The sequence below is a fragment of the Pantoea sp. BL1 genome (genome assembly GCF_000963985.1).
In the GTDB taxonomy this organism is placed as follows: Bacteria; Pseudomonadota; Gammaproteobacteria; order Enterobacterales; family Enterobacteriaceae; genus Pantoea; species Pantoea rwandensis_B.
Map to the genome: position 1 here is coordinate 72,494 of NZ_JZRH01000001.1, position 26,232 is coordinate 98,725.

Annotated in this window: 27 protein-coding genes and 1 tRNA gene; 5 read left to right on the forward strand and 23 right to left on the reverse strand. The window is 54.9% G+C overall.

Going from position 1 to position 26,232, the window contains the following annotated elements; genetic code table 11:
• Positions 1–102 precede the first annotated feature (102 nt).
• Positions 103–1,323: a beta-ketoacyl-ACP synthase I gene (gene fabB, locus VH86_RS00310; RefSeq protein ID WP_034825147.1), complete on the reverse strand. Its 1,221-nt coding sequence runs from the start codon at positions 1,321–1,323 to the stop codon at positions 103–105.
• 155 nt (positions 1,324–1,478) lie between these two features.
• Between fabB and mnmC the strand changes: the two genes are divergently transcribed.
• The gene (mnmC, locus tag VH86_RS00315) at positions 1,479–3,491 is read left to right on the forward strand and encodes a bifunctional tRNA (5-methylaminomethyl-2-thiouridine)(34)-methyltransferase MnmD/FAD-dependent 5-carboxymethylaminomethyl-2-thiouridine(34) oxidoreductase MnmC (RefSeq protein ID WP_045831547.1); all 2,013 of its coding nucleotides are present in this window, start codon (positions 1,479–1,481) and stop codon (positions 3,489–3,491) included.
• A gap of 30 nt (positions 3,492–3,521) precedes the next feature.
• On the opposite strand, the gene VH86_RS00320 is transcribed toward mnmC, so the two are convergent.
• From VH86_RS00320 to prmB, 6 genes are all read right to left on the reverse strand, one after another.
• Positions 3,522–3,803 carry a YfcL family protein gene (locus VH86_RS00320; RefSeq protein ID WP_034825151.1) on the reverse strand — a complete coding sequence of 94 codons (282 nt, stop codon included), beginning with the start codon at positions 3,801–3,803 and terminating at the stop codon, positions 3,522–3,524.
• A gap of 156 nt (positions 3,804–3,959) precedes the next feature.
• Positions 3,960–4,505: an elongation factor P hydroxylase gene (locus VH86_RS00325; RefSeq protein ID WP_045831548.1), complete on the reverse strand. Its 546-nt coding sequence runs from the start codon at positions 4,503–4,505 to the stop codon at positions 3,960–3,962.
• A gap of 67 nt (positions 4,506–4,572) precedes the next feature.
• Positions 4,573–5,370: a sulfite exporter TauE/SafE family protein gene (locus tag VH86_RS00330; protein WP_045813670.1), complete on the reverse strand. Its 798-nt coding sequence runs from the start codon at positions 5,368–5,370 to the stop codon at positions 4,573–4,575.
• 130 nt (positions 5,371–5,500) lie between these two features.
• Positions 5,501–6,325 (reverse strand): penicillin-insensitive murein endopeptidase, encoded by an 825-nt coding sequence (gene mepA / locus VH86_RS00335; RefSeq protein WP_045831549.1) that lies wholly within the window; start codon positions 6,323–6,325, stop codon positions 5,501–5,503.
• Between the two features lie 7 nt (positions 6,326–6,332).
• The gene (gene aroC, locus VH86_RS00340) at positions 6,333–7,418 is read right to left on the reverse strand and encodes a chorismate synthase (RefSeq protein WP_038645661.1); all 1,086 of its coding nucleotides are present in this window, start codon (positions 7,416–7,418) and stop codon (positions 6,333–6,335) included.
• A gap of 47 nt (positions 7,419–7,465) precedes the next feature.
• Positions 7,466–8,398, reverse strand: coding sequence for a 50S ribosomal protein L3 N(5)-glutamine methyltransferase (gene prmB, locus VH86_RS00345; protein ID WP_045831550.1), 933 nt, complete (start codon positions 8,396–8,398; stop codon positions 7,466–7,468).
• A gap of 156 nt (positions 8,399–8,554) precedes the next feature.
• Between prmB and smrB the strand changes: the two genes are divergently transcribed.
• Positions 8,555–9,103 (forward strand): endonuclease SmrB, encoded by a 549-nt coding sequence (gene smrB / locus VH86_RS00350; protein WP_034825165.1) that lies wholly within the window; start codon positions 8,555–8,557, stop codon positions 9,101–9,103.
• Between the two features lie 58 nt (positions 9,104–9,161).
• Here smrB and sixA read toward each other — a convergent pair whose 3' ends face one another.
• The 4 genes from sixA to VH86_RS00370 all read right to left on the reverse strand — a co-directional run bounded on the left by sixA (position 9,162) and on the right by VH86_RS00370 (position 13,743).
• Positions 9,162–9,644: a phosphohistidine phosphatase SixA gene (sixA, locus tag VH86_RS00355; protein ID WP_038649978.1), complete on the reverse strand. Its 483-nt coding sequence runs from the start codon at positions 9,642–9,644 to the stop codon at positions 9,162–9,164.
• A 195-nt stretch (positions 9,645–9,839) separates the two neighbouring features.
• Positions 9,840–11,969 (reverse strand): fatty acid oxidation complex subunit alpha FadJ, encoded by a 2,130-nt coding sequence (gene fadJ / locus VH86_RS00360; RefSeq protein ID WP_045831551.1) that lies wholly within the window; start codon positions 11,967–11,969, stop codon positions 9,840–9,842.
• Complete coding sequence (gene fadI / locus VH86_RS00365) at positions 11,969–13,279, reverse strand: acetyl-CoA C-acyltransferase FadI (RefSeq protein WP_045831552.1); 1,311 nt, start codon at positions 13,277–13,279, stop codon at positions 11,969–11,971. Before fadI ends, fadJ begins: the two co-directional genes overlap by 1 nt.
• A gap of 167 nt (positions 13,280–13,446) precedes the next feature.
• Positions 13,447–13,743: a YfcZ/YiiS family protein gene (locus VH86_RS00370; protein WP_075564061.1), complete on the reverse strand. Its 297-nt coding sequence runs from the start codon at positions 13,741–13,743 to the stop codon at positions 13,447–13,449.
• A 357-nt stretch (positions 13,744–14,100) separates the two neighbouring features.
• Here VH86_RS00370 and fadL point away from each other — a divergent pair, with 357 nt between their 5' ends.
• Positions 14,101–15,384, forward strand: coding sequence for a long-chain fatty acid transporter FadL (fadL, locus tag VH86_RS00375; protein WP_034825171.1), 1,284 nt, complete (start codon positions 14,101–14,103; stop codon positions 15,382–15,384).
• Between the two features lie 45 nt (positions 15,385–15,429).
• On the opposite strand, the gene mlaA is transcribed toward fadL, so the two are convergent.
• Genes mlaA through ccmA form a run of 10 tightly spaced genes read right to left on the reverse strand, consistent with a single transcriptional unit; the run spans position 15,430 to position 23,187 of the window.
• Complete coding sequence (gene mlaA, locus VH86_RS00380; RefSeq protein WP_045813678.1) at positions 15,430–16,197, reverse strand: phospholipid-binding lipoprotein MlaA; 768 nt, start codon at positions 16,195–16,197, stop codon at positions 15,430–15,432.
• A 35-nt stretch (positions 16,198–16,232) separates the two neighbouring features.
• The gene (gene ccmI, locus VH86_RS00385) at positions 16,233–17,444 is read right to left on the reverse strand and encodes a c-type cytochrome biogenesis protein CcmI (protein WP_045831553.1); all 1,212 of its coding nucleotides are present in this window, start codon (positions 17,442–17,444) and stop codon (positions 16,233–16,235) included.
• A complete protein-coding gene (locus VH86_RS00390) occupies positions 17,444–17,899 on the reverse strand; it encodes a cytochrome c-type biogenesis protein (protein ID WP_034825179.1) in 456 nt (151 codons plus the stop codon). The genes ccmI and VH86_RS00390 overlap by 1 nt, the downstream gene beginning before the upstream one ends.
• Positions 17,896–18,453 (reverse strand): DsbE family thiol:disulfide interchange protein, encoded by a 558-nt coding sequence (locus VH86_RS00395; RefSeq protein WP_038645648.1) that lies wholly within the window; start codon positions 18,451–18,453, stop codon positions 17,896–17,898. The genes VH86_RS00390 and VH86_RS00395 overlap by 4 nt, the downstream gene beginning before the upstream one ends.
• Complete coding sequence (locus VH86_RS00400) at positions 18,450–20,408, reverse strand: heme lyase CcmF/NrfE family subunit (protein ID WP_045831554.1); 1,959 nt, start codon at positions 20,406–20,408, stop codon at positions 18,450–18,452. Before VH86_RS00400 ends, VH86_RS00395 begins: the two co-directional genes overlap by 4 nt.
• On the reverse strand, positions 20,405–20,890 hold the full coding sequence (gene ccmE / locus VH86_RS00405; protein WP_034825185.1) for a cytochrome c maturation protein CcmE: 486 nt from the start codon (positions 20,888–20,890) through the stop codon (positions 20,405–20,407). Before ccmE ends, VH86_RS00400 begins: the two co-directional genes overlap by 4 nt.
• Entirely contained in the window at positions 20,887–21,120 is a 234-nt protein-coding gene (gene ccmD, locus VH86_RS00410) for a heme exporter protein CcmD (RefSeq protein WP_045813682.1), read from the reverse strand. The genes ccmE and ccmD overlap by 4 nt, the downstream gene beginning before the upstream one ends.
• Positions 21,117–21,857: a heme ABC transporter permease gene (locus tag VH86_RS00415; protein ID WP_045831555.1), complete on the reverse strand. Its 741-nt coding sequence runs from the start codon at positions 21,855–21,857 to the stop codon at positions 21,117–21,119. The genes ccmD and VH86_RS00415 overlap by 4 nt, the downstream gene beginning before the upstream one ends.
• 56 nt (positions 21,858–21,913) lie before the next feature.
• Complete coding sequence (gene ccmB, locus VH86_RS00420) at positions 21,914–22,573, reverse strand: heme exporter protein CcmB (RefSeq protein WP_038649973.1); 660 nt, start codon at positions 22,571–22,573, stop codon at positions 21,914–21,916.
• On the reverse strand, positions 22,573–23,187 hold the full coding sequence (gene ccmA / locus VH86_RS00425; protein WP_045831556.1) for a cytochrome c biogenesis heme-transporting ATPase CcmA: 615 nt from the start codon (positions 23,185–23,187) through the stop codon (positions 22,573–22,575). The genes ccmB and ccmA overlap by 1 nt, the downstream gene beginning before the upstream one ends.
• A gap of 244 nt (positions 23,188–23,431) precedes the next feature.
• On the opposite strand from ccmA, the gene VH86_RS00430 reads away from it, so the two are divergent.
• Both VH86_RS00430 and VH86_RS00435 read left to right on the forward strand, forming a co-directional pair.
• Positions 23,432–24,352, forward strand: coding sequence for a formate/nitrite transporter family protein (locus tag VH86_RS00430; protein WP_045831557.1), 921 nt, complete (start codon positions 23,432–23,434; stop codon positions 24,350–24,352).
• Positions 24,353–24,438: 86 nt separating this feature from the next.
• Positions 24,439–24,513 (forward strand) — tRNA-Arg (locus VH86_RS00435).
• 255 nt (positions 24,514–24,768) lie between these two features.
• On the opposite strand, the gene VH86_RS00440 is transcribed toward VH86_RS00435, so the two are convergent.
• A complete protein-coding gene (locus VH86_RS00440; protein WP_231638436.1) occupies positions 24,769–25,047 on the reverse strand; it encodes a hypothetical protein in 279 nt (92 codons plus the stop codon).
• A 169-nt stretch (positions 25,048–25,216) separates the two neighbouring features.
• On the reverse strand, positions 25,217–26,092 hold the full coding sequence (locus VH86_RS00445) for an AraC family transcriptional regulator (protein WP_045831558.1): 876 nt from the start codon (positions 26,090–26,092) through the stop codon (positions 25,217–25,219).
• Positions 26,093–26,232 lie beyond the last annotated feature (140 nt).

Sequence of the window (26,232 nt, forward strand, 5' to 3'; positions counted from 1 at the left end):
TTATTTCAGGCAAGATGGGATGAGTGTAGGCAAGCAGCGAGGGAAATGTCAAAAACAACAGGGGCCGGATAGACCGGCCCCTGGAAAACTGTGATCACGCTATTAAGCTGGCAGCTTACGCATGGTCAAGGTGGCGTTGGTGCCGCCGAAACCGAAGCTGTTGGACATCACGGTGGTCAGCGCTTTTTCAGTCGGCTGCGTCACGATGTTCAGGCCTTTACCGGCTTCATCAATCTCTTCGATGTTGATGCTTGGCGCGATGAAGCTATGCTCCAGCATCAGCAAGGTGTAGATCGCTTCCTGCACGCCCGCTGCACCCAGTGAGTGGCCAGTCATGGCTTTGGTCGCAGAGATGTACGGTGAGTTGTCACCAAACACTTCGCGAATCGCACCCAGTTCTTTCACATCACCAACAGGTGTAGAGGTGCCGTGGGTGTTGAGGTAATCGATTGGGGTATCAACGCCCTGCATGGCCATCTTCATGCAACGCACTGCGCCTTCGCCAGAAGGAGCAACCATATCTGCGCCGTCTGAGGTTGCGCCGTAACCGACGATTTCAGCGTAGATGTGCGCGCCACGCGCCAGAGCATGCTCCAGCTCTTCAACCACTACCATGCCGCCGCCGCCTGCGATCACGAAACCATCACGGTTTGCATCATAGGTACGAGAAGCTTTTTCTGGCGTTTCGTTGTATTTGGTAGACAGTGCGCCCATCGCATCAAACTCACAGGCCATTTCCCAGCTCAGCTCTTCGCCGCCGCCAGCAAACACGATGTCCTGTTTACCCAACTGAATCTGCTCAACCGCGTTACCGATGCAGTGTGCGGAAGTGGCACAGGCAGAGCTGATTGAGTAGTTCACGCCGTGGATTTTGAATGGGGTAGCCAGACAAGCTGATACACCTGAACCCATGGCTTTGGTCACCACATAAGGACCAACGGCTTTCAGGCCACGCGGGCCACGCATCGCATCGGCACCGAAGACCTGGTAACGCGGAGAACCACCGCCTGAACCGGCAATCAGACCCACGCGTGGGTTGTTCTGATATTGCTCATCAGTCAGGCCGGAATCCTGAATCGCTTCCGCCATAGACAGGTAAGCGTAGATTGAAGCATCACTCATGAAACGCACGATTTTGCGATCGATGAGCCCGTTGGTATCCAGTTTGACGTTGCCCCATACGTGGCTGCGCATACCGATATCTCTCATCTCTTCAGAGAAGGTGATACCCGAACGGCCTTCACGCAGAGAAGCCAGCACTTCTTGCTGGTTATTACCAATGCTGGAAACGATACCCAGGCCAGTAATCACTGCACGTTTCATTCAATAGTCCTCATTCCACTTCTTTTGGATTGACGTGCACTCTAGCTTACAGTTGTAAGCCGAACAAGTCCGATCAGCCATTTCCTTTTGTAAATTTGCGTCATGTGACGGCAGTCGTTAAAATCGCGCCACTGCCTGAAATATGAGCCTTTCCCGTGAAGTTATCCCCGGTTGAACACGCGCAATTAAACTGGAATGATCAGGGTACACCTGTTTCCCGAGCATTCGACGACGTCTATTTCTCCAACGACAATGGGCTGGAGGAGACGCGCTATGTTTTTCTTGATGGCAACCATATTCCTGCCCGCTTTGCTCAACATTCGCGCGATCTTTTTATCGTCGCTGAGAGCGGTTTTGGGACTGGTCTTAACTTTCTCACCCTGTGGCAAGCCTTCGATCGCTTCTGTAGCGAACATCCCGACGCGACACTTAAGCGCCTGCACTTCATCAGCTGCGAAAAATTCCCACTGACGCAAACCGATCTGATTGCCGCACATGCGCACTGGCCCGAGCTGGCGCCATGGGCCGAACAGTTACAGCAACAGTGGCCACAGGCGCTGCCGGGCTGCCAGCGTTTACTGTTCAACAGCGGTAAAGTCACGCTCGATCTCTGGCTCGGTGATATTAACGCGCTAATTAATACCTTTGATGACAGTCTCAATGATCAGGTGGATGCGTGGTTTTTAGATGGTTTTGCCCCCGCTAAAAACCCGGAAATGTGGACGCCAGAACTCTTCGCCGCCATGGCGCGTCTGGCGCGTCCAGACGGGACGCTGGCAACGTTCACTGCCGCCGGATTTGTGCGCCGTGGTTTGCAGGAAGCCGGGTTCACGGTGACCAAACGCAAAGGCTTTGGTCACAAGCGTGAAATGTTAACCGGCATAATGGAACAGGTTGCTGCCTTGCCCCACAGCCAGCCATGGTACGCCCGCCCTGCGGCTCGCACTCAGGAAGTGGCGCTGGTTGGCGGTGGCGTGGCGAGTGCCGTACTGGCGATGGCGCTGCTGCGCCGCGGCTGGAAGGTAACACTTTATTGCGCCGATGCCGCGCCCGCGCTGGGTGCTTCCGGCAATCGTCAGGGCGCACTTTACCCGCTGCTTAATCAGCACGATCCCGCTCTCGCTACGTTCTTCCCTGCGGCGTTCACCTTTGCCCGCCGTTTGTACGACCAGCTACCGGTGATGTTCGAGCATGACTGGAGCGGCGTGTTGCAACTCGGCTGGGACAGCAAAAGTGCCGATAAAATTGCCCAGATGCTGGAGATGGGATTGCCGCATGATGTGGCGTACGGCGTAAGTAAAGAGGACGCGCAGCAGTTAGCGGGCGTCGATACCGGTTGTGGTGGCATTTTCTATCCTCAAGGCGGCTGGCTCTCTCCGTCGCAGTTGACCAGCAACCTGTTGGAGCATGCGCAAACGCTGGGTTTACGCCTGCACTGGCTGCATCGCGTCACCACGCTGGAAACGACAACTGAGGGGTGGACCCTGAACTTCAGCGAGCAGCCCTCGGTGAATTATCAGCAGGTGGTGATCGCCAATGGCCATGCCCTGCTGGAGATTGAGCAGAGCAAAGACTTGCCCGTATATGCGGTGGCGGGTCAGGTCAGTCATGTGCCGACCAATCCTGAGCTAGGCGCGTTAAATACCGTACTCTGCTATGACGGCTATCTCACGCCAGTCAGCCCGCATTTCAATACCCACTGCATCGGGGCCAGCTACCATCGCGGCGATACCACAACCGATTTCCGTGTTGACGATCAGCAGGAAAATCGCCAGCGCCTGGTGAACTGCCTGCCGGATGCGCAGTGGCCGCAGCAAGTGGATATCAGTGATAACGAGGCGCGTGTCGGCGTACGCTGCGCCACGCGCGATCACCTACCGATGAGTGGCAGCGCGCCTGATTACGCCGCAACGCTGGCGCAATACGCTGATTTGCCGGAGCAGCGTGCACGGGGTGAAACCCTTGCCGATGCACCGGTTCATGCTGGTTTATTTGTGCTGGGTGCGCTGGGTTCACGCGGCTTGTGCAGCGCGCCGTTGGCAGCGGAAGTGCTGGCGGCACAGATGAGTGGTGAGCCGCAACCGCTGGATATCACCACGCTGGCGGCATTGAATCCGAATCGTTACTGGGTAAGAAAACTGCTGAAAGGTAAGAAAGCGGGACGCTAGGATGACGGGGCGAGCGGTCGCCCCGACTTATCAGGCGGTCTGACGCGCCTGCTGGAACAAATTATCCCACATGCCAATCACCAACGCCTGATCGCGCGGTGACAGTTCCCCCGCCGCAATCGCATTTTGCAAGCTGTTGGTCACATGGATTTGCAGCGCTTCAGGTGTGTGCTCACCGCTGATTTCAATCTCAGCCACCGCCAGGGTCAGATGACCACGCAGATAGCCACCGGCAAACAGCTCGTCGTCACTGGCGTGATCAACCATATCGTCAATCAATGCCAGGATGCGGGATTCGAATTCTACGATCATCGTCTTGTTCCTTATTACCCTTGATACGCCGCGCCGCTACTGCGCTGGCATCACGCCCTCACCCCGTTACACGCTGGTTCGCGTTCCCGGGGTTTGTTCATTCGCCGTCATGCTGCAACGCGGGTGACTTTGGGTCATTAATAATATATTTGCGAATCACAAATCTTCCGGCCACGGGAAGTGTGCCGCCGTCAGTGCTGGCGTACCGTAATAGCTGGCTAACGCATCGATAAAGCGAGCCGGACGTGCCGGGATACCCTGCTCAAAATAGGTCATCACCTGAGCATGGACCTTGCGCTGGAACGCGATGCGGTCGGGTTCACAATCGCCTTCGAGGTTGTCACAACTGACATTGAAGGGGGAGCCTGCCGCGACACAGAACAACCATTCCAGCGCCTGTGGCTTGACTTCCACTGATTCGAACTGACTTTGCGTTTGCGCATCCCGCCCATCCGGGCAGTACCAATAACCAAAATCCACCAGCTTGCGACGCGCTTCACCGGCAATACACCAGTGAGAAATTTCGTGCAGCGCGCTGGCGTAGAAACCGTGAGCAAACACCACGCGGTTCCACGGCGATTCCTCATCCGCTGGAAGATAAATAGGTTCGTCATCGCCTTTAATTAGACGGGTCTGAAAGTCTTCAACAAAGCAGCCATCAAAAATATCCACCAGCTGCTGGTAATGATGTTCTGTACTCATAATATTTTAATCTTTAAAAAAATTAGCGCCATTGTCGCATTGGCAGCCGTTCTTGACGAGTACTGCTTTACAGCGTGGCTATCCACGCCAGCAACGCGCTGCCATGACTATCCCACAATAATTTGGCGCTCATCACGGCGGATACAGTCACCACCATCGGGCGGATCAGCTTCTGACCCCGGCTCAGCACCAGTCTGGCGCCGATACGCGCACCCACGAATGCGCCAATCAACATGATCACGCCTGTGCCCCACACCACCTTTCCGCCGAACATAAAGAACAGCAGACTGCCGAAATTGGAGGTGAAATTTAGGACTTTGGCGTGGGCGGTGGCCTTGGCAAGATTGAAGCCACTTAGCGTCACAAACGCCAATGCATAGAATGAACCGGCACCCGGACCAAAAAAGCCGTCGTAAAAACCGACGCAACCACCGCCGACCAGCGCAAAAGCGATCCCCTGCAGGCGATGTTCACGATCCGACTCGCCCAGCCGCGGCATCAGCAGGAACCATAAACCGATGCTGATCAGCAGGAGCGGCAGAATTTGTCGCAGCACCTCCGCCTGAATATGCTGAATCAGAACCGTGCCACAGACTGCGCCGATAAAGGTCATGGCAATGTTCAGTCGCTGTTCACGCAGTTTCACCGCGCCACGACGCACAAAATAGAGGCTGGCAGAGAAAGATCCGCCTACCGACTGCAACTTATTGGTGGCTAAAGCCTGAGCAGGAGAGAGCCCCGCAGCGAGTAATGAAGGAACGGTGAGTAAGCCACCACCGCCGGCGATGGAGTCGATAAACGCTGCCAGCACCGCAACCAGAAACAACACGCCCAGCAACAGTGGGCTAACAACAAAGAGGTCCATTTTTTTCTCGTAAAGTTAACCCGACCGTTCTTATTGCAGGCTGGGCATCCGTGCTCTCTCCTGGTCTCACAAACATCCGTGCGTGGGAGAGAGAACGTTGCCAATGCTCCTGCAACAGGATGCATCAAGGCTAGAGTAAATGACGATCTAATAGTGCCTGACAGGAGGGTGGCAACGGCGGCGGCGTTTTCTTCACAGGCGGCGTGCTACCCGGTTTTTTCGGCAGGAACCAACTGTCTAACTCTGCGCCACAACCATCACCCGGCGGCGGTGCAGCCTGATCTTCGCACTCCAGACTGCCTGCCGGACAGCGCAGACGTACGTGCATGTGGGCACGATGGGCAAACCACGGACGCACTTTATTCAGCCATGCACGATCGCTTCCAGCATCCGCACAAAGCTGCTTTTTAATCGCCGGATTGACGAAGATGCGTGTTACTTCGTCATCTTTCGCCGCCAGCTTGATCAGGCTGTCGATCTGCGGCTGCCAATGACGTGCAATCACTTGCTTATCATCCGGTGCCACCAAATCCAGCGGCTGTGGCTTCAGCAGCTGCTGCGCCGTCCAGCGATTTTGCGGCAGCTGCAACCAGATATCGACATCCAACCCGGTTTGATGGCTGGCATGCCCACTGCTGAAGCGCCCGCCGGCCGCCATGCCCATATCACCAATCAACACTTGCCCCAGCTGCAATTGATGCACCTGGGTACTAAGACGTTGAATAAAAGCAATCAGATCGGGATGGCCGTAATAACGCCGCTGATCCTGGCGCATGACCTGATAGTTAGGTGAATTGAGAGGCAATTGCTGTGCACCGACAATACAGCCGTTGGCAAACCCGCCAATCGACTGTGGGCTGCCAGCAATCGGCTGATGAATTTGCTGCCAGGGCGTGGCAGCAAAGGCAGCCGCACTGCACAACAGCGCGGCAACGATAGTGAGCAGGCGGCGCATCAGTGGCTTACCAGCGCGGAACGCTGCTGTTGACGTCACCGTTCTGCGCACGCTGACGCAGCAGGTGATCCATCAACACAATCGCCATCATCGCTTCGGCAATGGGCACCGCACGAATGCCCACGCAAGGATCGTGGCGACCTTTAGTAATCATCTCCACTTCTTCGCCCTCACGCGTGATGGTTTTACCCGGCACGGTAATGCTGGAAGTGGGTTTCATTGCCAGATTCGCACTGATGGTCTGGCCGCTGCTGATGCCACCCAAAATGCCACCCGCGTGGTTGCTCTGGAAACCGTCAGCACGAATCTCATCGCGATGCTGGCTACCGCGCTGGTTAATCACCGCGAAACCGTCACCGATTTCCACGCCTTTTACCGCGTTGATGCTCATCAACGCATGAGCCAAATCGGCATCCAGACGATCAAATACCGGCTCGCCCAGTCCCGGTGGCACGTTTTCCGCCATCACCGTGACTTTGGCACCGATCGAGTCACCCTCTTTCTTTAGGCCGCGCATCAGTTCGTCCAGCGCATCCAGCTTCGAGGCATCCGGGCAGAAGAACGGGTTCTCTTCAACGATGCTCCAGTCTTTCAGCTCGCAGGCCACATCACCAATCTGTGCCAGATAGCCACGCACCTGAATACCGTGCTTCATTTGCAGATATTTTTTGGCAATCGCACCCGCAGCCACGCGCATCGCGGTTTCGCGCGCTGAGGAGCGCCCACCACCGCGATAGTCGCGCAGGCCATATTTTTGTTCGTAGGTGTAATCCGCATGGCCGGGGCGGAACAGATCTTTGATTGCGCCGTAATCTTGCGAACGCTGGTCAGTATTTTCAATCAGCAGGCCGATAGAGGTGCCCGTGGTGACGCCCTCAAACACGCCGGACAAAATTTTCACCTGATCCGGTTCGCGGCGCTGTGTGGTGTAGCGCGACGTCCCCGGGCGGCGGCGATCGAGATCGTGCTGAATATCCGCTTCCGTGAGCGGAATGCCTGGCGGCACACCATCAACGATGCAGCCCAGCGCAATACCATGCGACTCGCCAAAGGTGGTCACGCGAAAAACTTGTCCAATGCTGTTACCGGCCATTGTGGTTCCTTGTTGCGATGTTGCGGGCGATGTTTCGCCCCATTTTTTTAGTCTTTGTAGAAGGAGAAGTGATGCTGAGCCGCGACGATCTGCTCGCGCGTCAGCATAAACACACCGTCACCGCCGTTATTGAACTCCAGCCAGGTAAACGGCACATCCGGGTACTGATCCATCATATGCACCATGCTGTTGCCCACTTCGCAAATCAGCACGCCCTGCTCACTCAGATAATCCGGCGCACAGGCGAGAATTCGGCGCACCAGCTTCAGACCATCACTGCCTGCTGCCAGGCCCAGTTCCGGTTCATGGCGATATTCATTCGGCAGATCGTCCATATCCTCCGCATCCACGTACGGTGGATTGGTGACGATCAGATCGTATTTCACCTGCGGCAGGCCGCGGAACAAATCGGCGCGAATGGGCGTAACGTGATGGATAAGGCCATGTTCTTCAATATTTTGCTCAGCCACCGCCAGTGCATCCGTGGAGATATCCACCGCGTCGACTTCCGCTTCCAGGAAGGCGTAAGCGCAGGCAATCGCGATGCAGCCGCTGCCAGTACACATGTCGAGAATGTGATGCGGTTGTTCACCGATCAGTCCGGCAAAGCGGTTTTCAATCAGCTCGCCAATCGGTGAACGTGGCACTAACACGCGTTCATCGACATAGAACTCGTGACCACAGAACCAGGCTTTATGGGTGAGATAGGCCACCGGAATGCGCTCGTTTACGCGACGAATCACACGTTCAACAATGCGGTGACGCTCGCTGGCCGTCAGGCGCGCATTGCGCATATCTTCGGGGATATCCAGCGGCAGCCAGAGCGTAGGCAGAACCAGTTGGACTGCTTCGTCCCAGGGATTATCCGTGCCGTGGCCGTACCAAATGCCTGCCGCCGAAAAACGGCTGACAGCCCAGCGCAGCATATCCTGAATGGTGTGCAGTTCACTCACTGCCTCATCGACGAAAATCTTGTCCACGTAGCCCTCCGCAGGCCTTAAAATCAATCGGCCGATAGTGTGCCACGAAGCCGGGCAGAATTCAGCGCAGCAAGGCGAAAAAGCTGACATTTGTTAACGCTAAGCGTTAAGGTATGCCACCGGCTGTTAACCAGCCCTTTAACCCTATTTTGAGCCATGAGTAAGAAGACGCCCCTAAACCAGGACGATCAGGCGCTGTTTCGTGAGTTGATGAGCGGAACGCGTAAGCTGAAACAAGACACTATCGTGCACAAACCGGTAGTGAAAACCCGCGAAGTCCCGCTGAAAAGACTGCTTTCCGAGCAAGCCGATAACAGTCACTACTTCTCAGATGAGTTTCAGCCTTTGCTCTCCAGCGAGGGGCCGATGCGTTATGTGCGCGCGGATGTCAGTCATTACGAGCTGAAGAAATTGCGACGCGGCGATTACACGCCGGAGATTTTTCTCGATCTTCATGGTTTAAGACAGCAGCAGGCCAAACAGGAGCTGGGGGCGCTCATTGCCGCCTGTCGCCGTGAACACCTGTTTTGTGCCAGCGTGATGACCGGGCACGGCAAGCATATCCTCAAGCAGCAAACACCGCTGTGGCTGGCGCAACATCCGCACGTCATGGCATTTCATCAGGCACCGAAGCTGTTTGGCGGTGATGCCGCTCTGCTGGTGTTGATTGAAGTTGAAGAGTGGCAACCGCCGGAACTGCCTTAGCCCTTAAAAAGGAAAGGGCCGCAGAAGGCGGCCCATAGAGATCTCACGCACGGCGAGTTTACATTGCTTTAGCCAGTTTTGACGGGCTGACCTGCCACTCCAGTTTGCCTTCACAGGCCTCTGCATCAAAATTCACGCAGGCAATTGCCGACGTAGCGAACATCGGAGGCGCTTCCTGCGGGCAGAGCTCTGAAACCAGATAGCCCACCAGCGGCAGATGCGAAATCACTAAAGCTGATTTAACACCCTGCTGCGCCAGCGCCTGCAGATAACAGGCCACCATACCCGGATCGCCACCCGGCGTCAGTTCTGGCAGCACATCCTGCCCTTCTGGCAGCTTCAGTGCCTCGCGTACCGTGGCGAGCGTCTGCTCTGCACGAAGATAAGGGCTGACTAATACCCTTTCAATATCCAGCGCCTGGCCGTTTAGCCAGCTCGCCATCTGGCGCGATTCGTCACAGCCACAGATTGTGAGTGGGCGTACTGAATCACTCGCTGCTTCCAGAGCTGCATCGCCATGACGCATGATAAAAACTTGCATAAAGCACCGCTGTTGTTTGTCGATATCGTCGGGTACCACAGCACCAGACGCTTCATTCTGCGAATGAACGCTGTGTTTTACCCCAATGGCTTCAGTATAGTCAACCGGTTGTTTATTAAATAAGCACATCTCAGAATGGTGCCGCACCACCTTCTTCATGGCACCATAACTAACCCGCTGAATCTGTGCGCCTATTCATATTTGTGCAGAAGTGTAAAAATTCGTTTGCGCTTCTGACATTGCCATTAAAGCGTCACAGGGCGCGAAACGATCGCCATGTTGCTGCATTAATGCACGTAATGTATTGACGATTTCGCTGGCGCCGCGTTGATCCATATAGCGGAACGGCCCGCCAAGAAAAGGCGGGAAGCCGATGCCAAATACCGCCGCGATATCACCATCCCGAGCATTGCGCACCACGGACTCGTCCAGACAGCGTGCAGCCTCATTCAGCATCATCATCACGCAGCGTTGTGCAATCTGTTCTTCGCTCTGCTTTGCCTGCGGCTTGACGTTAATCAGGCTATAAATTGAGTCATCGACTTTGCGTTTTCCCGGCCAGCGAGCCGCGTTGTAAAGGTAAAATCCTTTCTGGTTTTTACGCCCTTTGCGGCCATCGGCCAGGATGGCATTCACCGCATCGGGTGCGCTGAAACGCTCGCCATAAGCCTGCAGCAAAATCGGACTGATTTTGCTGCCGACATCAATGCCAACTTCATCCAGTAACTGTAACGGCCCGACCGGAAAACCGAACTTCACTAACGCACGATCGATATGGTCCACCGGCTCCCCTTCCAGCAAGCAGCGCATGGCTTCATTTATATAGGGCGCGAGGATGCGATTGACGTAAAAACCGGGTTTATCGGCCACTACCACCGCTGTTTTACCCTGCTGGCGCGCTAACTGCACCGTGGTCGCGAGCGTTTCTGCCGACGTACCCACATGCGGAATCACTTCCACCAGCGGCATTTTGTCCACCGGACTGAAATAGTGCAGGCCAATGACGTTCTCGGGACGCTGCGCGTTGACGGCAATATCACCAATCGGTAACGAGGAGGTGTTGGAAGCAAAGATGGTATGCGGTTGACAGTGACTTTCGATATCCGCCACCATCTGCTGCTTCAGGGTTAAATCCTCAAATACCGCCTCAATCACCAAATCGCGCTGGCTGAACCCCTGATAATCGATACCGCCGCTGATACGCGCCATCTGCTGCTGACGCTCAGCCGGTTTAAGCTGACGCCGTTTCACTTTTTGGCTCAGCAGGTCCCAGCTATATTGCAATGCGTGGTTCACACCATTGAGATTGACGTCTTTAATCCTTACTGGCAAACCGGCTTTCAGCGCCGTCACGCTGGCAATGCCACCGCCCATTAATCCGCCACCGAGCAAGCCGATGTGTTGCAATGTGCGTGGTTCAGCCTCGGCCACGGCGTCTTTCTTCATCGCGGTCGATGCAAAAAACAGACTGCGCAGCGCCGCAGATTCTGGTGTCATCGCCAGCTGGCCAAAGGCACGCGCTTCCGCTGCATGCCCGGCATCGATGCCCTGCTCCAGACCCGTGCGCACTACCTGCAGAATACGATCCGCCGCAGGGTAATTGCCCTGCGTTTTGCTGTCGGTTTGACGTTTTGCCATCGCGAATAACAGCGAGCGTGCCAGTGGTGCCTGCATCAGGCGGTCACGACGTGACAGCTCACGGCGAACGATCTTTCCTTTATGCACACGTGCAATCGCCGTTTCCAGCAAGATGGATTGTGGCACCGCATCGTCAACGACACCCAGTTTCAACGCCTGTTTAGCGCGCAGCTGTTTACCACTCAGGATCAGCGGTAGCGCTTGCGGCACACCAATCAGTTTTGGCAGGCGCTGCGTCCCACCTGAGCCAGGTAACAAGCCCAACTGCACTTCCGGCAGGCCCAACCGGGTTTTATCATCCAGCGTGCAGATACGCGCGCTACAAGCCAGCGCCAACTCCAGCCCGCCGCCAAGACAGGCACCGTGGATTGCCGCAACTACCGGGAAGGGCAATGCCGCGATCTGCGCCATCACCTCTTGCCCCTGTCGCGCCAGGGCTTCCGCTTCTTCTGCCGTCTGACAATCCGCGATCATGCTGATATCTGCACCGGCAACAAAGTTATCGCTTTTGCCAGAGATCAATACCAATCCCGCCAATCTGGGATTGCTGCGCGCTTCAGCCAGCACCGCTTTTATTTGTGGGACAAACTCCGCTTTTAACGTGTTCATCTTTTCGCCCGGCACGTCGATGGTGATGATGCCGACATGATCGAGGCGCATATGTAAATGGAATGCAGATGCACTCATTATTCGGCCTCCAGAACCATTGCACTGCCTAATCCGCCTGCTGCACAGGCGGTTACCAAACCCAATCCCCCGCCACGCCGCCGCAGTTCATGCAACGTTTGGGTGATCATGCGCGCGCCAGTGGCAGCAAACGGATGGCCGTAAGCAATGGAGCCGCCCAGCACATTGAAACGTTCTTCATTGACTTCACCCAAGGCATGCGGGCGATTCAGTACCTCGCGCGCAAAACGCTCATCGCGGAACATTTTCAGGTTCGCCAGCGTCTGCGCAGCAAAGGCTTCGTGCATATCGATTAACGTGAGGTCATTGAGCGTGATACCCGCGCGATCCAGCGCCAGCGGCGAGGCGTAAGCAGGACCCAGCAACATGTCCTGCCAGACATCAATCGCGGTAAACGCGTAGCTGCGCAGATAGCCGATCGGGGTAATACCCAGCTCACGTGCGCGGCCTTCACGCATCAAAATCACTGCGGCGGCGCCATCCGTTAGCGGTGTGCTGTTGGCTGCCGTGACAGAGCCGTGGTGGCGATCAAAAGCTGGCCGCAGCCTGGCGTAATCGCTGGCGCTGGCGTTAAAGCGAATATTGTTATCCTGCTCAATCGGTGCTTTCCATGGCGGTACAAAGGCAGTCATCACTTCCTGCGCCAGCACGCCTGATTGCCAGGCACGCGCTGCATGCTGATGTGAGCGCAACGCCAGGGTGTCTTGCTGCTCACGCGTGATGCCATGGGTTTTCGCAATCTGCTCGGCGGTATCCCCCATACGCAAACCCGTGGAATACTCCGCCACCGCAGGAGGCACCGGTAGCAAATCACGGGGGCCCAGGCGGCGTAGGATTTGCAGCTTTTTGCTAAAGGTTCGCGCTTTGTTGAGATCGACCAGCGCGCGCGCCAGCGTTTTACTGACGCCAATGGGAAGTACCGATGAGGAGTCTGCGCCACCGGCAATACCTGCATCAATGGTGCCCGCCATCAGGCTTTCCGCCACATTCGCCACCGCCTGAAAACTGGTGGCACAGGCACGACTGACACTGTAAGCATCGGTGTGAACGCTCAATCCGCTGCTCAGCACGATTTCGCGTGCAATATTAGGCGCTTCCGGCATCTGCACCACCTGGCCGAATACCAGCTGGTCAATAACGTCTACCGGTAACTCGCTGCGTGCCATCAGTTCTGACACCACCATGCGCCCCAACTCCAGCGCGGAAATGCCATGAAAATCACTCGCCTGACGGGCGAAAGGCGTGCGTAATCCATGGGTTATGGCGATACGTTCGCCCTGACGCGTCAGCAGCGGCTGCGCTTTGCTCATTGCACTCACCTGTAATTTACGACCGTAGCATCATTGCCAAACAGGTCTGACCTGATCATCAGTGTTAACCAAGTGTTGCTAAGTCGCCAATAACAGAAGAAAAAAAGTGCGAGGGAAGACACGAAAAAGAGAAAACGCTGCCGGAAGGGCTTCCGGCAGCGACAGGATTAGCGTAAGCCGAGTTGAAAAATGAGGGTCTCAGCCTGGCAGGCAAAAGTGAAATCAACATTCAGGCGTATGCCTGGCGCTTCTTCAACGAACTCGGCTTGAATCACGCAAGGCTCGGATTCAACCTGACGCGCTTTGTCCGTCAGGTGCTTCAGCATCGCTTCAGCCGCATGACGATCGGCAAAAGCGCCAGACCAGCTCGCCGTGCAATCGGTATTGTCCATTACGGTGCCAACATCTACGCAGCAGCAAGCCGCCGTTTCCGTGGCACTGCATTTTTTAATGGCATCAGTCATTGTTTTCTCCTGACGATAAATCGACACAATCGGATCATTTTCTGACACAAAGTGTACGCCCCGCGCGGCCTGGCTTCTATCTCTCAGCGGCTAAGTGACGAATATCACACTAAAAATTGATCCAGAACAAATTTGACCGCTATGCTAGATGGGCATCGACAAGATTTTGTTAATCAGATCTGATTTTATCGATCAAATCGGAAATATTTAAAAACATTATTGCAACAAATACACAGGTCAGACCTATACTCGTCGCACTGGTCTGATATGTGCCTTTGTCATCAGTCCCTACAATCCGCCGTCCTTTGTTACGCGACGTAACAACGTTTAATAATAAATCCAGATGAGGTTGTGGTCATGAACCATAAGAACCTGTTTGCAAAGTCAGCTGTGGCAGCTGCAGTGGCGCTTATTTCTTCCCAAGTTTACGCCGCAGGCTTTCAACTTAATGAATTCTCAGCAATTGGTTTAGGTCGTGCTTATTCGGGTGAAGGTGCGATGGGCGATACCGCCGCATCTGCCAGTCGTAACCCGGCGACCATGGCATTGATGGATCGCCCTTCTTTCTCCATCGGTACCGTTTATATTGATCCGGAAGTTGATATCAGCGGCCAGAGCCCAACCGGCAATAGCCTGAATGCGAAAAACATCGCACCGAATCAGTGGATCCCTAACCTTCATTATGTTCATCCGATTAACGATCAGTGGTGGGTAGGCGCATCCGTCACCTCTAACTATGGTCTGGCGACAGAGTTCAATGACGGTTACACCGCTGGCGGCTACGGTGGTAAAACCGACCTGATGACAGGTAACTTTAACCTTAGCACGGCTTATCGTTTGAATGAGCACTTCAGCTTTGGTGTTGGCTTTGATGCGGTTTACGCTAAAGCAAAAATCGAACGTTATGCGGGTGAAGCAGGTGCTCGCGTCGGCATGCCAGCTGATACTCAGGTTGCCCACCTGAAAGGTGATGAATGGGGCTACGGCTGGAACGCCGGTATCCTGTATGAAGTGGATAAAAACAACCGCTTCGGCTTCACCTATCGTTCAGAAGTAAAAATCGACTTTGACGGCGATTATAAGAGCAGCATTCCAACCGCTTACAACGGTACACCGCAGGCGATTGCCTTAGGACTGCCATACGGCACCAGCGGCCAAACCATTCCGGGTTCACTCACGCTGAACCTGCCAGAGATGTGGGAAGTGTCGGGCTGGCATAAAGTGGCACCACAGTGGGCCGTACACTACAGCCTGACCTACACCAGCTGGAGCCAGTTCCAGGAACTGAAGGCCACGGGCAGCAACGGCCAGACGCTGTTCTATAAGGATGAAGGCTTTAAAGATGCCTATCGCATCGCGCTGGGTACCACTTACTTCTACGACGATAACTGGACCTTCCGTACCGGTATCGCATTTGATGACAGCCCGGTTCCCGCTGACAAACGCTCGATCTCAATTCCGGATCAGGACCGTCTGTGGTTGAGCGCCGGTGCTTCTTACGCCTTCAACGAAAATGCGTCAGTCGACCTTGGTATCTCTTACATGCACGGCCAGAAAGTCACCGTGAAAGAAGGCCCTTATACCTTTAATTCCGAGGGTAAAGCCTGGCTGTACGGCGCGAACTTTAACTACAAGTTCTGATAGTTAGCTCGAAAAAAATGGCGACCAATGCGGTCGCCATTTTTGTTACTGTGAATCGATGTCCTTCAAGTCATCCTGAATCGCACTGGCGTTCGGATTCTCTTCCGGTTTTAACTTCCCGCCGTTGGCGAGGAAATCATTACGCTGGAAGTAGGCGTTGCGGATAAACGCATACGGATCCTGCTGCTGTTTCAGGATGGCATCGGAATCCAACAGCTGTGCACGTGTTTCCACACCTTCCAGTGTCCATTTACCAATCGACATCGGCCAGGTCAGCCAACTCAGCACCGGATAAAGCGTATCGACATAGTCGCCGCCATCCTGACGCACCGTGAAGCTGCCATAACCCGGCAGAACCACATAAGGACCATAGCCCACCCCGTAACGACCCAGAGTACTCCCGAAGTGGTGCGGAACTTCTCGCGCCAGTTCAGGATTCGCTTTGCCCGCCACATCGATAAATCCGCCCAAGCCCAATACGGTATTGAGGAAGAAACGCGTGAAGTGGATTCCTGCCTGGCGCGGTTCACCCACCAGAATCGAGTTCAGCATGCTGGCAGGTTCATCCAGGTTGCCGAGGAAGTTGCTCATGCCACTGCGCGCAGGCACCGGCACATAGTCACGCCAGGCAACCGCCACCGGGCGCACCACATAAGGATCCAGCACGTTCATGTTGAAATTAAACATCGTGCGGTTAAAGCCTTCGAGCGGATCGCTACGCTGCGCAGGCTGCGTTGGATCGGCCGGTTTGGAACTGGCACATCCCACCAGCAGCAAGCTGGCCAGCGCCAGACCGGTCAGGCGGTTATTCATTCTTATCTCCCTGTGCGGTTGAATAATGTATCGCTTCAGGGCTGCTGTTGATTAATCTCCACAGCCAGTTGCTGATGACCATCCCAGGGGGTGATCGCGCTTAAGCCAAACCAGTCTCCCGACTGAGGATTGGCGCTACCATCGCGCGAAATACGCACCCTGACCTGCACCTGATGCTGCGCCGAAAGCAGGCGATCGGGCATCATGGCGTTGCTGTCATCCAGCGTGAGCGATAACGGGAAATGGCTCAGCGGTAAACGCTTCACAGCCACAGGCACCGGTGAAACACCGTCAGACACAGAAATATACAACACTCCGCCTTGCGGTAACATTTTTTCTGCCTGCGAGGTTAAACTCACCGTCAATGCCAGGTGACTATTTTGCTGTCCCGCATCAGTTTTCGCTTGTTCAATGCTGCGCTCTATCATGGTAATGCGCTTGTCACCCGCGGGCAGAAGCTTCAGCATCACCTGCCAGGCGCCAATCGCTTGATCATATTGCTGCTGCTCAAAAGCATTAAATGCCAACAAGCTCAGGGTGCGCACGTTGCTATGGTCGCGTTTTAGCAGATCTTTCAGCATCACATTGGCCTGGCGGTTGTCCTGCGGATCGCTGGAGCGCGTCAGGACTTCGGCATAATCCTGCTGCAGTTCCAGATTATCAGGTGCCAGTTGCAATGCGCGCTGGAAGGCCTGGCTGGCATTGGTCGCGTTATTGAGCACCATGCCAAGGCGGCCCAGCATCGTCCAGTCATTGAGGTTTTGCGGATCGTCTTGCAATGAGGTGCGCAACCCTAATTGTAGGCGAGCCAACTCTTCCATGGTTAAGGGCGCCGCTTTGGGATCCATCACACGGGCACGCAACTGAGGGTATTCCTGCTGTACGCTAACCCAACCGGCCAGTTGCGCCAGTCCACCGGTCTTCAGGTAAAAGCCAACCGACACCAGCAACAATACAATCAAACCCGGCAATAGCACCCAACGGCTACTGTGATGGATGCGAGCCGCGTGCTCGTTTGGCACATCGGTGAGCAGCGTTTGTTGCAGTTCACGTACCATCTCGGGACGCTCGGCAACCACGCCTTCTTCTTCATCGCGTTCGAGTTCGCGCAGGCGCTGCTGGTAAAAATCGGTATTCAGGCGATCGCGATCGCCGCTGCTGGCTTCACGTTGACGCCAGCCCGCGCGAAGAAACAGCACCGAGGCTGCCACCAGCAAAATAATCAGGGTAATCCAGAATCCAGTCATTACGGCTTCCCGTCACGCTTAAGAATCGCCGCAAGGCGTTGTTGTTCATCGTCATCGAGATCGCTACGGGTTTTCCCCCGGCGATTGCGCAGAATAATAATCAAGCCGCCCAGCACCACAAACAGCGCCGGCCCCACCCACAAAATCAGCGTTGAAGGGGTAACCGGGGGTTCATAAGTGACGAAGTTGCCGTAGCGCGCCACCATGTAGTCGATGATCTGCTGGCGACTTTGGCCCTGCTTCATCAGCTCATACACTTTCAGACGCATGTCTGCGGCAATCATCGCATTGGAGTCGGCAATGCTGTTGTTCTGACACTTAGGGCAACGCAGTGAACCGGTGAGATCGCGGTACTGCTCTTCCTGCTGTACCGAATCGAACTGGTAAGTATCAATGGCAGCCCACAGGCTGGTGCTGAGCAGAATGCCCGCTATTAACAGAAGCAGCCGTTTCACGCACCGGCCCCCTTGCTGTATTTATCCCACAGCGGTTTCACTTCTTCGTTCCACACGCGATCATTCATATCCCCCGCATGGCGATAACGAATAATACCGTGGCCGTCGATCAGGAAGGTTTCCGGCGCACCGTAGACGCCGAGATCCAGACCTAACATGCCGTCACCGTCATACAGGCTCAGCGCGTACGGGTTGCCCAGCGTGTTCAGCCAGGTGACCGCTTTGGTGCGATCATCTTTGTAGTTCAGCCCAACGACGCGAATGCCCTTCTCGGCCAGCGTGTTGAGATACTGATGCTCAGCACGGCATGTCGGGCACCAGGTGGCCCAGACATTGAGCAGGATCGGTTTGCCGTCTGTCAGAACCTGCTGATCGTAGATTTTGCCCGGCTTATCGAGCGCTTCCAGTTTGAAAACCGGTACCGGCTTACCAATCAGCGCCGACTCCAGACGCGTGGGATCATCACCATTAGCGTTGCGAGACAGCTGCCACAACAGCGCGGCCGCCAGCAGCAGAAACAGCACTAACGGGATGAACAAGATTTTCTTACTCATGCCAGCTCCTCCTGCTGCGCTTTTTTGCGCGAACGATAACGCGGGTCCAGCAGGCACAATAGGCCGCCGACCGCCATAAACACGCCGCCGAACCAAATCCAGCGCACGAACGGTTTGTAATAGATGCGTACCGCCCATGAACCGTCATCCAGCTCTTCGCCCAATGCCGCGTAAAGATCGCGAGTGAAACCACCGCTGATTGCCGCTTCGGTCATCATGGTGCGAGCTGCGGTATAGAACCGTTTTTCAGCATGCAGTACCGCTTCAAATTTTCCGTCACGCGTCACATCGATAATGGCGACACCGCCGCTGTAGTTCGGCCCCTGCAAGTTGTGTACGTCGCGGAAAATGAAGTGATAGTTGTGGATATCCACAGTATCGCCCGATTTCATGCGCACATCACGCTCAACGCTGTACTGCGTGCTAAAAGCGATACCCACCACCGTTACGGCAACGCCTAAATGACCCAGCACCATGCCCCAATGGCTGCGGGTTAAATGACGCAGACCTTTGAAGAAACTGTGGCGATGGGTCGCGCGCTCGTGCAGTTCCATCAGCGTCAGCAGAATCACCCAGATCGCCATCAACAGGCCAATCACCGTCATCGCTTCTATGCGGTCCTGCAGCAGCCATGGCAGCGCGATCGATAAGATCAGTGTGACCAGCAAGCCGACGCCCAGGCGTTTCCACAGTTTCTGCGGCTCATCGCGACGCCAGCGCACCAGTGGCCCAATGCCGAGCATCAGGGCAAACGGTGCCATCAGCCAGGTAAACATGGTATTGAAGAACGGTTCGCCGACAGAAATACTGCCCAGTCCCAACTGCTTATGGACTAACGGCAACAGCGTGCCCAGCAGCACCACCAGCATGGCCGCAATTAACAGAACGTTATTACCCAACAGGAAGGATTCGCGTGACCAGGCTTCGCTCTGCACACGGCTGCGCACCTTGCCACCTTTGATGGCATAAAGCAGCAGCGAGCTACCAATCACGATCACCAGGAAGGCGAGAATGAACATGCCGCGCGCCGGGTCGGAAGCAAACGAGTGCACTGACACCAGCACGCCTGAGCGCACGAGGAAAGTGCCCAGCAGGCTTAATGAGAATGCCGTGATCGCCAGCAGCACCGTCCAGGATTTGAAGCTACCCCGTTTTTCTGTCACCGCCAGTGAATGCATCAACGCCGTACCGGCCAGCCAAGGCATGAACGAAGCATTCTCGACCGGATCCCAGAACCACCAGCCGCCCCAGCCCAGTTCGTAATAGGCCCACGCCGAACCGAGCACGATGCCAATGGTCAGGAAAACCCAGGCTGCGGTCGTCCACGGGCGTGACCAGCGCGCCCATGCGGTATCGAGACGCCCTGCCATCAATGACGCAATAGCAAACGCAAATGCCACTGAGAAACCGACATAACCCATGTAGAGCAGGGGCGGATGGAAAATCAGCCCGATATCCTGCAGCATCGGATTGAGGTCGCTGCCATCAACCGGGAAGTTCGGCAGGGTACGAGTAAACGGATTCGAGGTGAGCGTAATAAACAGCAGGAAGCCGAGATTGATCATCCCCATGACTGACAACACACGCGCCAGTGCATCCTGCGGCATGCCGCGACTGAAAATTGCGACGGCTACCGTCCAGGTGCTGAGCAACAACACCCATAGCAGCAGTGAACCTTCATGCGCGCCCCAGGTGGCCGCGATGCGATAGTAAACCGGCAGCAGGGTGTTGGAGTTGGTGGCGACATAGGCCACGCTGAAATCGTTAACGATAAACGCATGTACCAGCACCACGAAGGCGGCAACGATACAGGCGAACATGCCCCACGCCAGCGGGCGTGCCATCGCCATCAAACGTGCATCCTGACGGGTTGCGCCCCACAACGGATAAATACTTAATAGCAGCGCGAGTCCCAGCGCCAGGCAAAGCAGAAAGCTGCCAATTTCCGGCATCATGATTGAGCACCTGCCTGCTGATAAGTCGCTGCAGGTCCTGTGTGGTTTTTCTTCATCGCATCTTCAATTTCTGGCGGGGTGTATTTTTCGTCATGTTTTGCCAGCACTTCTTTGGCATTGACCAGGTTGCCGCTTTCCAGCACACCTTGCGCTACCACGCCCTGCCCTTCACGGAACAGGTCCGGCAAGATGCCTTCGTAACTTACGCTGATCACGCCGTTGGCGTCATACAACTTGAAAGAGACAGCCAGCGTTTTGGGGTCGCGTTTTACGCTGCCAGGCATCACCATGCCGCCGACGCGCAGACGTTGCCCGGTTTCCGGCATCTGATGCGCTTCGCCTTTGCCGTACAGAATTTCACTCGGGGTGTAAAACAGGTCAATGTTGGAACGCAGCGCGTACATCACCAGCGATGTGGCCAGGCCTAAGCCGACCAAAATCGCCACCACCACATACAGGCGGTTACGACGACGGATATTCACACGGTTTCTCCTGCTGCTTCACTGGCAGCTTTTTTCGACTTGGCCGCGCGAATGCGGCGCTCCCTGGATTGACGCTGGCGAATTTCTGCCAGCAAACGGCGGCGGAACAACAGGGTATGCAGCACCAGACCAAATAAAGGGATTAACGTGAGGATGACGGCGAGCCAGACATAGAAGGCATAGCCGCCCATGGTGAAGAAGTCGCTCCATGATGAGAAAGCCGGTGTCATGCTTTGCGCCCTCCCTGAGCCACATCGATCGCCCATGGACGATGGCGCTCGCTGAACAAAATCAGGTTACGCAGGCGCATCAGCGTCAGCGCGCCAAACACCAGCAGATAACCGAGAATGGCCCAGCGCAGCGGCGTCCGCATGCTCGGCGCAATCGCCTGCTGCAAAATGCCAGACGATCCCTGATGGAGGGTGTTCCACCACTGCACCGAGAAGTGGATGATGGGCAAGTTAACCACGCCCACCAGAATCAGGATGCCTGCAGCGCGACCGGCGGTGCGACGATCCTCAAACGAGTGATAGAGCGCAATCACCCCCATATAGATGAACAGCAGCACCAGCTCCGAGGTTAGGCGGGCATCCCAAATCCACCAGGTGCCCCACATCGGTTTGCCCCAGGCAGAACCGGTGACCAGCGCGATAAAAGTAAATACTGCGCCAATCGGCGCCATCGCTGCGGAGACCAGATCCGCCATTTTCATCTGCCACACCAGGCCGATGAACGCGGCAATCGCCATGGAGGCGTAAACCCCCATGGACCACATCGCCGCAGGCACGTGAATGTACATAATTCGGAAGCTGTTGCCCTGCTGATAATCGGCCGGTGCAAAGCCAAAGCCCCATACCCAACCAAGTAGCAGCGTGGCGATGCCCAGCACTGCGAACCAGGGAATTAAGCGACCGCATAGCTGGTAAAGCCGCTCAGGCTTCGCCCACTGGTGTAACCATTTCCACATTTGCATAGCTCACAATAAAAAGAATTCGAATACCGGCAGCTCTGGGGCAGCACGGATTAATGCAGACTAATGCGCAAAGCCGCAGCAGTAGCAAACGGCGAAAGTGTTGCGCTCACTGCCAGCATCGCGCCAAGAATTGCCAGATAACCTCCGATCGGCAATCCCTGACCGGCGGCATCGATGGCCGCGCTGGCAAAGATCAGAACAGGTATCGACAACGGCAATACCAGTAAACTCAGAAGTACGCCGCCACGCCGCAGCCCAACGGTCAAACCGGTGCCAATCGCACCAAGAAAACTCAAGGTTGGCGTGCCGAGTAATAGCGTCAGTGCCATCGCGCGCCAGCCAGCAAAATCCAGTGACAGGAGTAGTGCCGCCAGCGGCGACAGTAAAATCAGTGGCAAGCCCGTAATCAGCCAGTGAGCAATCACTTTTCCCAGCACCGTGACAGGCAGCGGTGTGGGTAGCAAAAGTAGTTGCTCCAGCGAACCATCCAGAAAATCATCACGAAACAGTCGTTCAAGCGCCAGCAGTGAGGCTAACAATGCCGCAACCCACGCCACGCCTGGCGCAATGCGCGCCAGCTGCTGAGGATCCGGCCCGATACCTAACGGAAACAGCGTGATAACAATCAGGAAAAACCACAGCGGGTTAATCACCTCGGCACCGCTGCGAAATGCAATTTTCAACTCACGCTGAATCACGCGACCTAACATCAAGCCCACTCCGAGATAAGGCGGATTTTGCGCACGCGTTCACTCTCATCAGGCAGATCCTGATGGGTAGTCAAAATCACTGCGCCTCCGTTATCGGCATGTTTAGCGAAACGCGCCATTAATTTTTCCACGCCGCCTTTATCAATGGCCGTGAGCGGTTCATCCAGAATCCAGATTTTAGCCGGGCTGAGCCACAAGCGAGCCAGGGCTACACGCCGTTGCTGCCCTGCGGACAACTGTGCAACCGGCACCTCTTCATATCCCAGCAAGTTCACCTGCTCCAGCGCGTCGAAAATCACTTCTTCATCACGATTGCCGTGCCAGAAATGCAGGTTTTCCAGAGGTGAGAGTATCGACTTCACCCCAGGATGATGACCAAGATAGAGCAAGTTTTGATGCCATATTTCGCGCTGCTGACGAATCGGCTGCGATTGCCACATCACCTCGCCCTCTTCTGCCCGGCTTAAACCAGCCAGCAGACGCAGCAGTGAGGTTTTTCCTGCCCCGTTAGGGCCTTCAATTTGCACAATGTCACCCGGTTGCACATGGAAGCTCAGTCCATGAAACAGGGTTCGCTCATCACGAACACATGAGAGATTAATGACTTCGAGCATGAAAGAGGGAATCGCAGCTGTGAAATAAGGCAGGGATAATACCACAATGAATCTGTGGGCCGAAGTCTGTGAGGTTGCTCTCACTTCCCTCAAAGGGGGTATTCGTGCGCATCAGATCAAGGAACCGTGCAAAAAAGCACCTCAGTTAAAATCTTGTTACTCTTAATTTGGATCTTAGTAACATTTCGTCCTTGATAAAACCGTCTACGCTTATTACGCGTTGGCATTATCACCAGGGGAAAACATGAAGCAATCACCATCCATTTCAGAACATGACAACGATGTCGAGAGCGACGAAAAGGACCAGGGTAAAGAGATAGAAGTGGATGAAGATGCCCTGCCCTCGCGGGCTGCGGCAATCCATGAAGAGATCCGCCAGGACGGCGAGAAGGAGTTAGAGCGCGATGGTATGGCGTTGCTGTGGTCTGCCGTGGCTGCGGGGCTATCCATGAGCGCTTCGCTGATGGCCAAAGGGATTTTCCATGTGCATTTGGCCGATGTGCCAGGCGGTTTTCTGCTGGAAAATCTGGGCTATACCTTCGGCTTTGTTATCGTCATTATGGCGCGTCAGCAGCTGTTTACTGAAAACACCGTGACGGCCGTATTACCTGTAATGCACAAACCCACCAGCGGTAATTTTCTGCTGTTGTTCCGACTCTGGGGTGTAGTCCTGGCGGGAAACCTGATGGGCACGGCGTTGGGCGCACTGGCGTTTAATTACATGCCGATCTTTGATGATGCGACCCGGCAGGCATTTACCGCCATCAGTGAAAAAGTGATGGATAATTCACCGAGTGAGATGTTTGCAAATGCCGTCATTTCTGGCTGGATCATTGCCACCATGGTGTGGATGTTCCCCTATGCCGGAGCCGCAAAAATTGTGGTCATTGTACTGATGACATGGCTGGTCGCGCTGGGGGATCTGGCCCATATTGTGGTGGGTTCCGTTGAAGTGCTGTATCTGGTGTTTGCCGGCACGCTGCCCTGGCAGGAATTCATCTGGCCGTTTGCGCTGCCTACCCTGCTGGGAAATATCACCGGCGGTACGTTGATTTTTGCACTGATCAGCCATGCGCAAATTCGCAATGATATGAGTGAGGCGGCGAAGGCCAAAGCGAAGGCGGAACAGAAGCGCAAAGAGAAAGCGCAGAAGAAACAACAGTGATCTGTGGCACGACATTGTTGATAGATTGAGCAAACAGGATTAACACGGTTAAATTCTGCTGGTCGGTACGCTATACTGCGCGCCGCGTCTCCTTAGTTAAATGGATATAACGAGCCCCTCCTAAGGGCTAGTTGCAGGTTCGATTCCTGCAGGGGACACCAGTTCAGCCATACTTATCTCCTCTTCCGTTAGCCGAATCCCCTTGAATCAGGCCCTCGCCGAATCATCCGTTCACACAGGTTCGCCATCGTTCGTGGAAAGCGAGTTGATCGCCTTGCTCCATTCTGGGTAAATCCATTCCCCCTACCCGTATATTTCTCCATGTTCACCTTCAGGCAACTTGAAGAGCCAGATTCGTTCAGGAGGACTTTCGATGATTGCGAAAGGATTAGCTAAATGAAGACGGTTCCAGATATTCATGAGAAATAGAAGTGCGCTACCAGCTTGTAGACTGTAGTGCCAATCGCGATTAAGACTGGGACACCGAGTAAAACGGCCAACTTCGCTTCAGAGATCTTTTTATCAACGGTGTCTGTCGAAGGCTTTTTAGCGAGTGACTGCTTAATGCCGTCCAGTTTCTCAAGTACCGCAGCCATATTTCTATCGATCGATTTTACATCGTCTTTTAGCTCATCGACATCACGTCTAATGTATTTGACGTCAGATTCAAGTTTTACAACACGCATCTCCATCATTACCACTCCGCATAAGCTAAACATGTAATTATCACATCAAAAACAATATGTTAATGGATGGCATTGTATCTAAGGCGAAGAAAAAATCACCACAATTAACGTGTGAGTGAATGAATTTGAGACGTTTCTCGAAGGTAGAAACTGGCTGTTTCAGGCAATTACAGTGAAATCAAAGCTGATGCGGGTTTTGGCGCCATGCGGAGGGCGTTACGCCATGCAGTTGGCGGAAACGGTTACTGAAGTGACTGGAGGAGTGGAAACCGCAGCGCAGCGCGATCTCGGTTAACGGCAACGCGCTAAACTTCAGCAAGTTTAATGCGGTGTCCATGCGGCGGCGCATCACAAACTGATGTGGCGCTTCGCCCACGCTGCTGCGGAACATGCGTGCAAAGTGGTATTCACTCAAGGCCGCTTCTGCCGCCAGCTGTGCCAGCGTCAAAGGCTGATCCAGCTGCGCATCGATAAACGCCAATACACGTCGCAATACCGCGGGCGCTAATCCGCCACGCACCTGTGGCACCTGCCACTGCACTTCACTGTAGCGCTGCAAAAGATGCGTCATCAACAACGTCGAGGCACTGCTCAACATCAATTGATTAGCGGGTTGCTGCCAGTCCACGCTTAGCAGGAAATGGCGATAAAGCTGCGTGATGCGATCGTCATCGGCAAAAATTTTTTCATGCAGGTTGAGTTGCGCGGGGCTGCGATCCCAGATCTGCTCACCGAGATGCCGCAAGTGCTCATCCGTACAGTAAAGGTGCACGAACGACAAATCGGCACGCAGATCCCAGGTCGACTCAACCCCGCTCGGCATCAGGCAGAAGCGATCCGGACCACCGCCATTGCGCCAACCATGCTGGGTTTTGTGCCAGGTATCATAGCCATCAGCGGTATACAGGCTCAGCGTGTGGTGGTCGCTCAGGTTGGTGACGCGATCGCCGCTATTAAACCAGGCCGCCAACTTGATGCCACCCGACAGCTGCACGCTATCGCGCAGTTGCGCTTTATGGCGCTGCAGCATGTCAAAGGTCTGATAATCGGGCATCGGGAGGTCCACTCACAGGTTAATAACGCACAGTTTACGGATCTCCCCGGCCAGAAAACAGGCCAACGCGGGACATCCGTGTAAAAAGCGCAAGATTTTGCAATTCACGCGCAACGGCGTGCAAGCGATTGGTGATAATT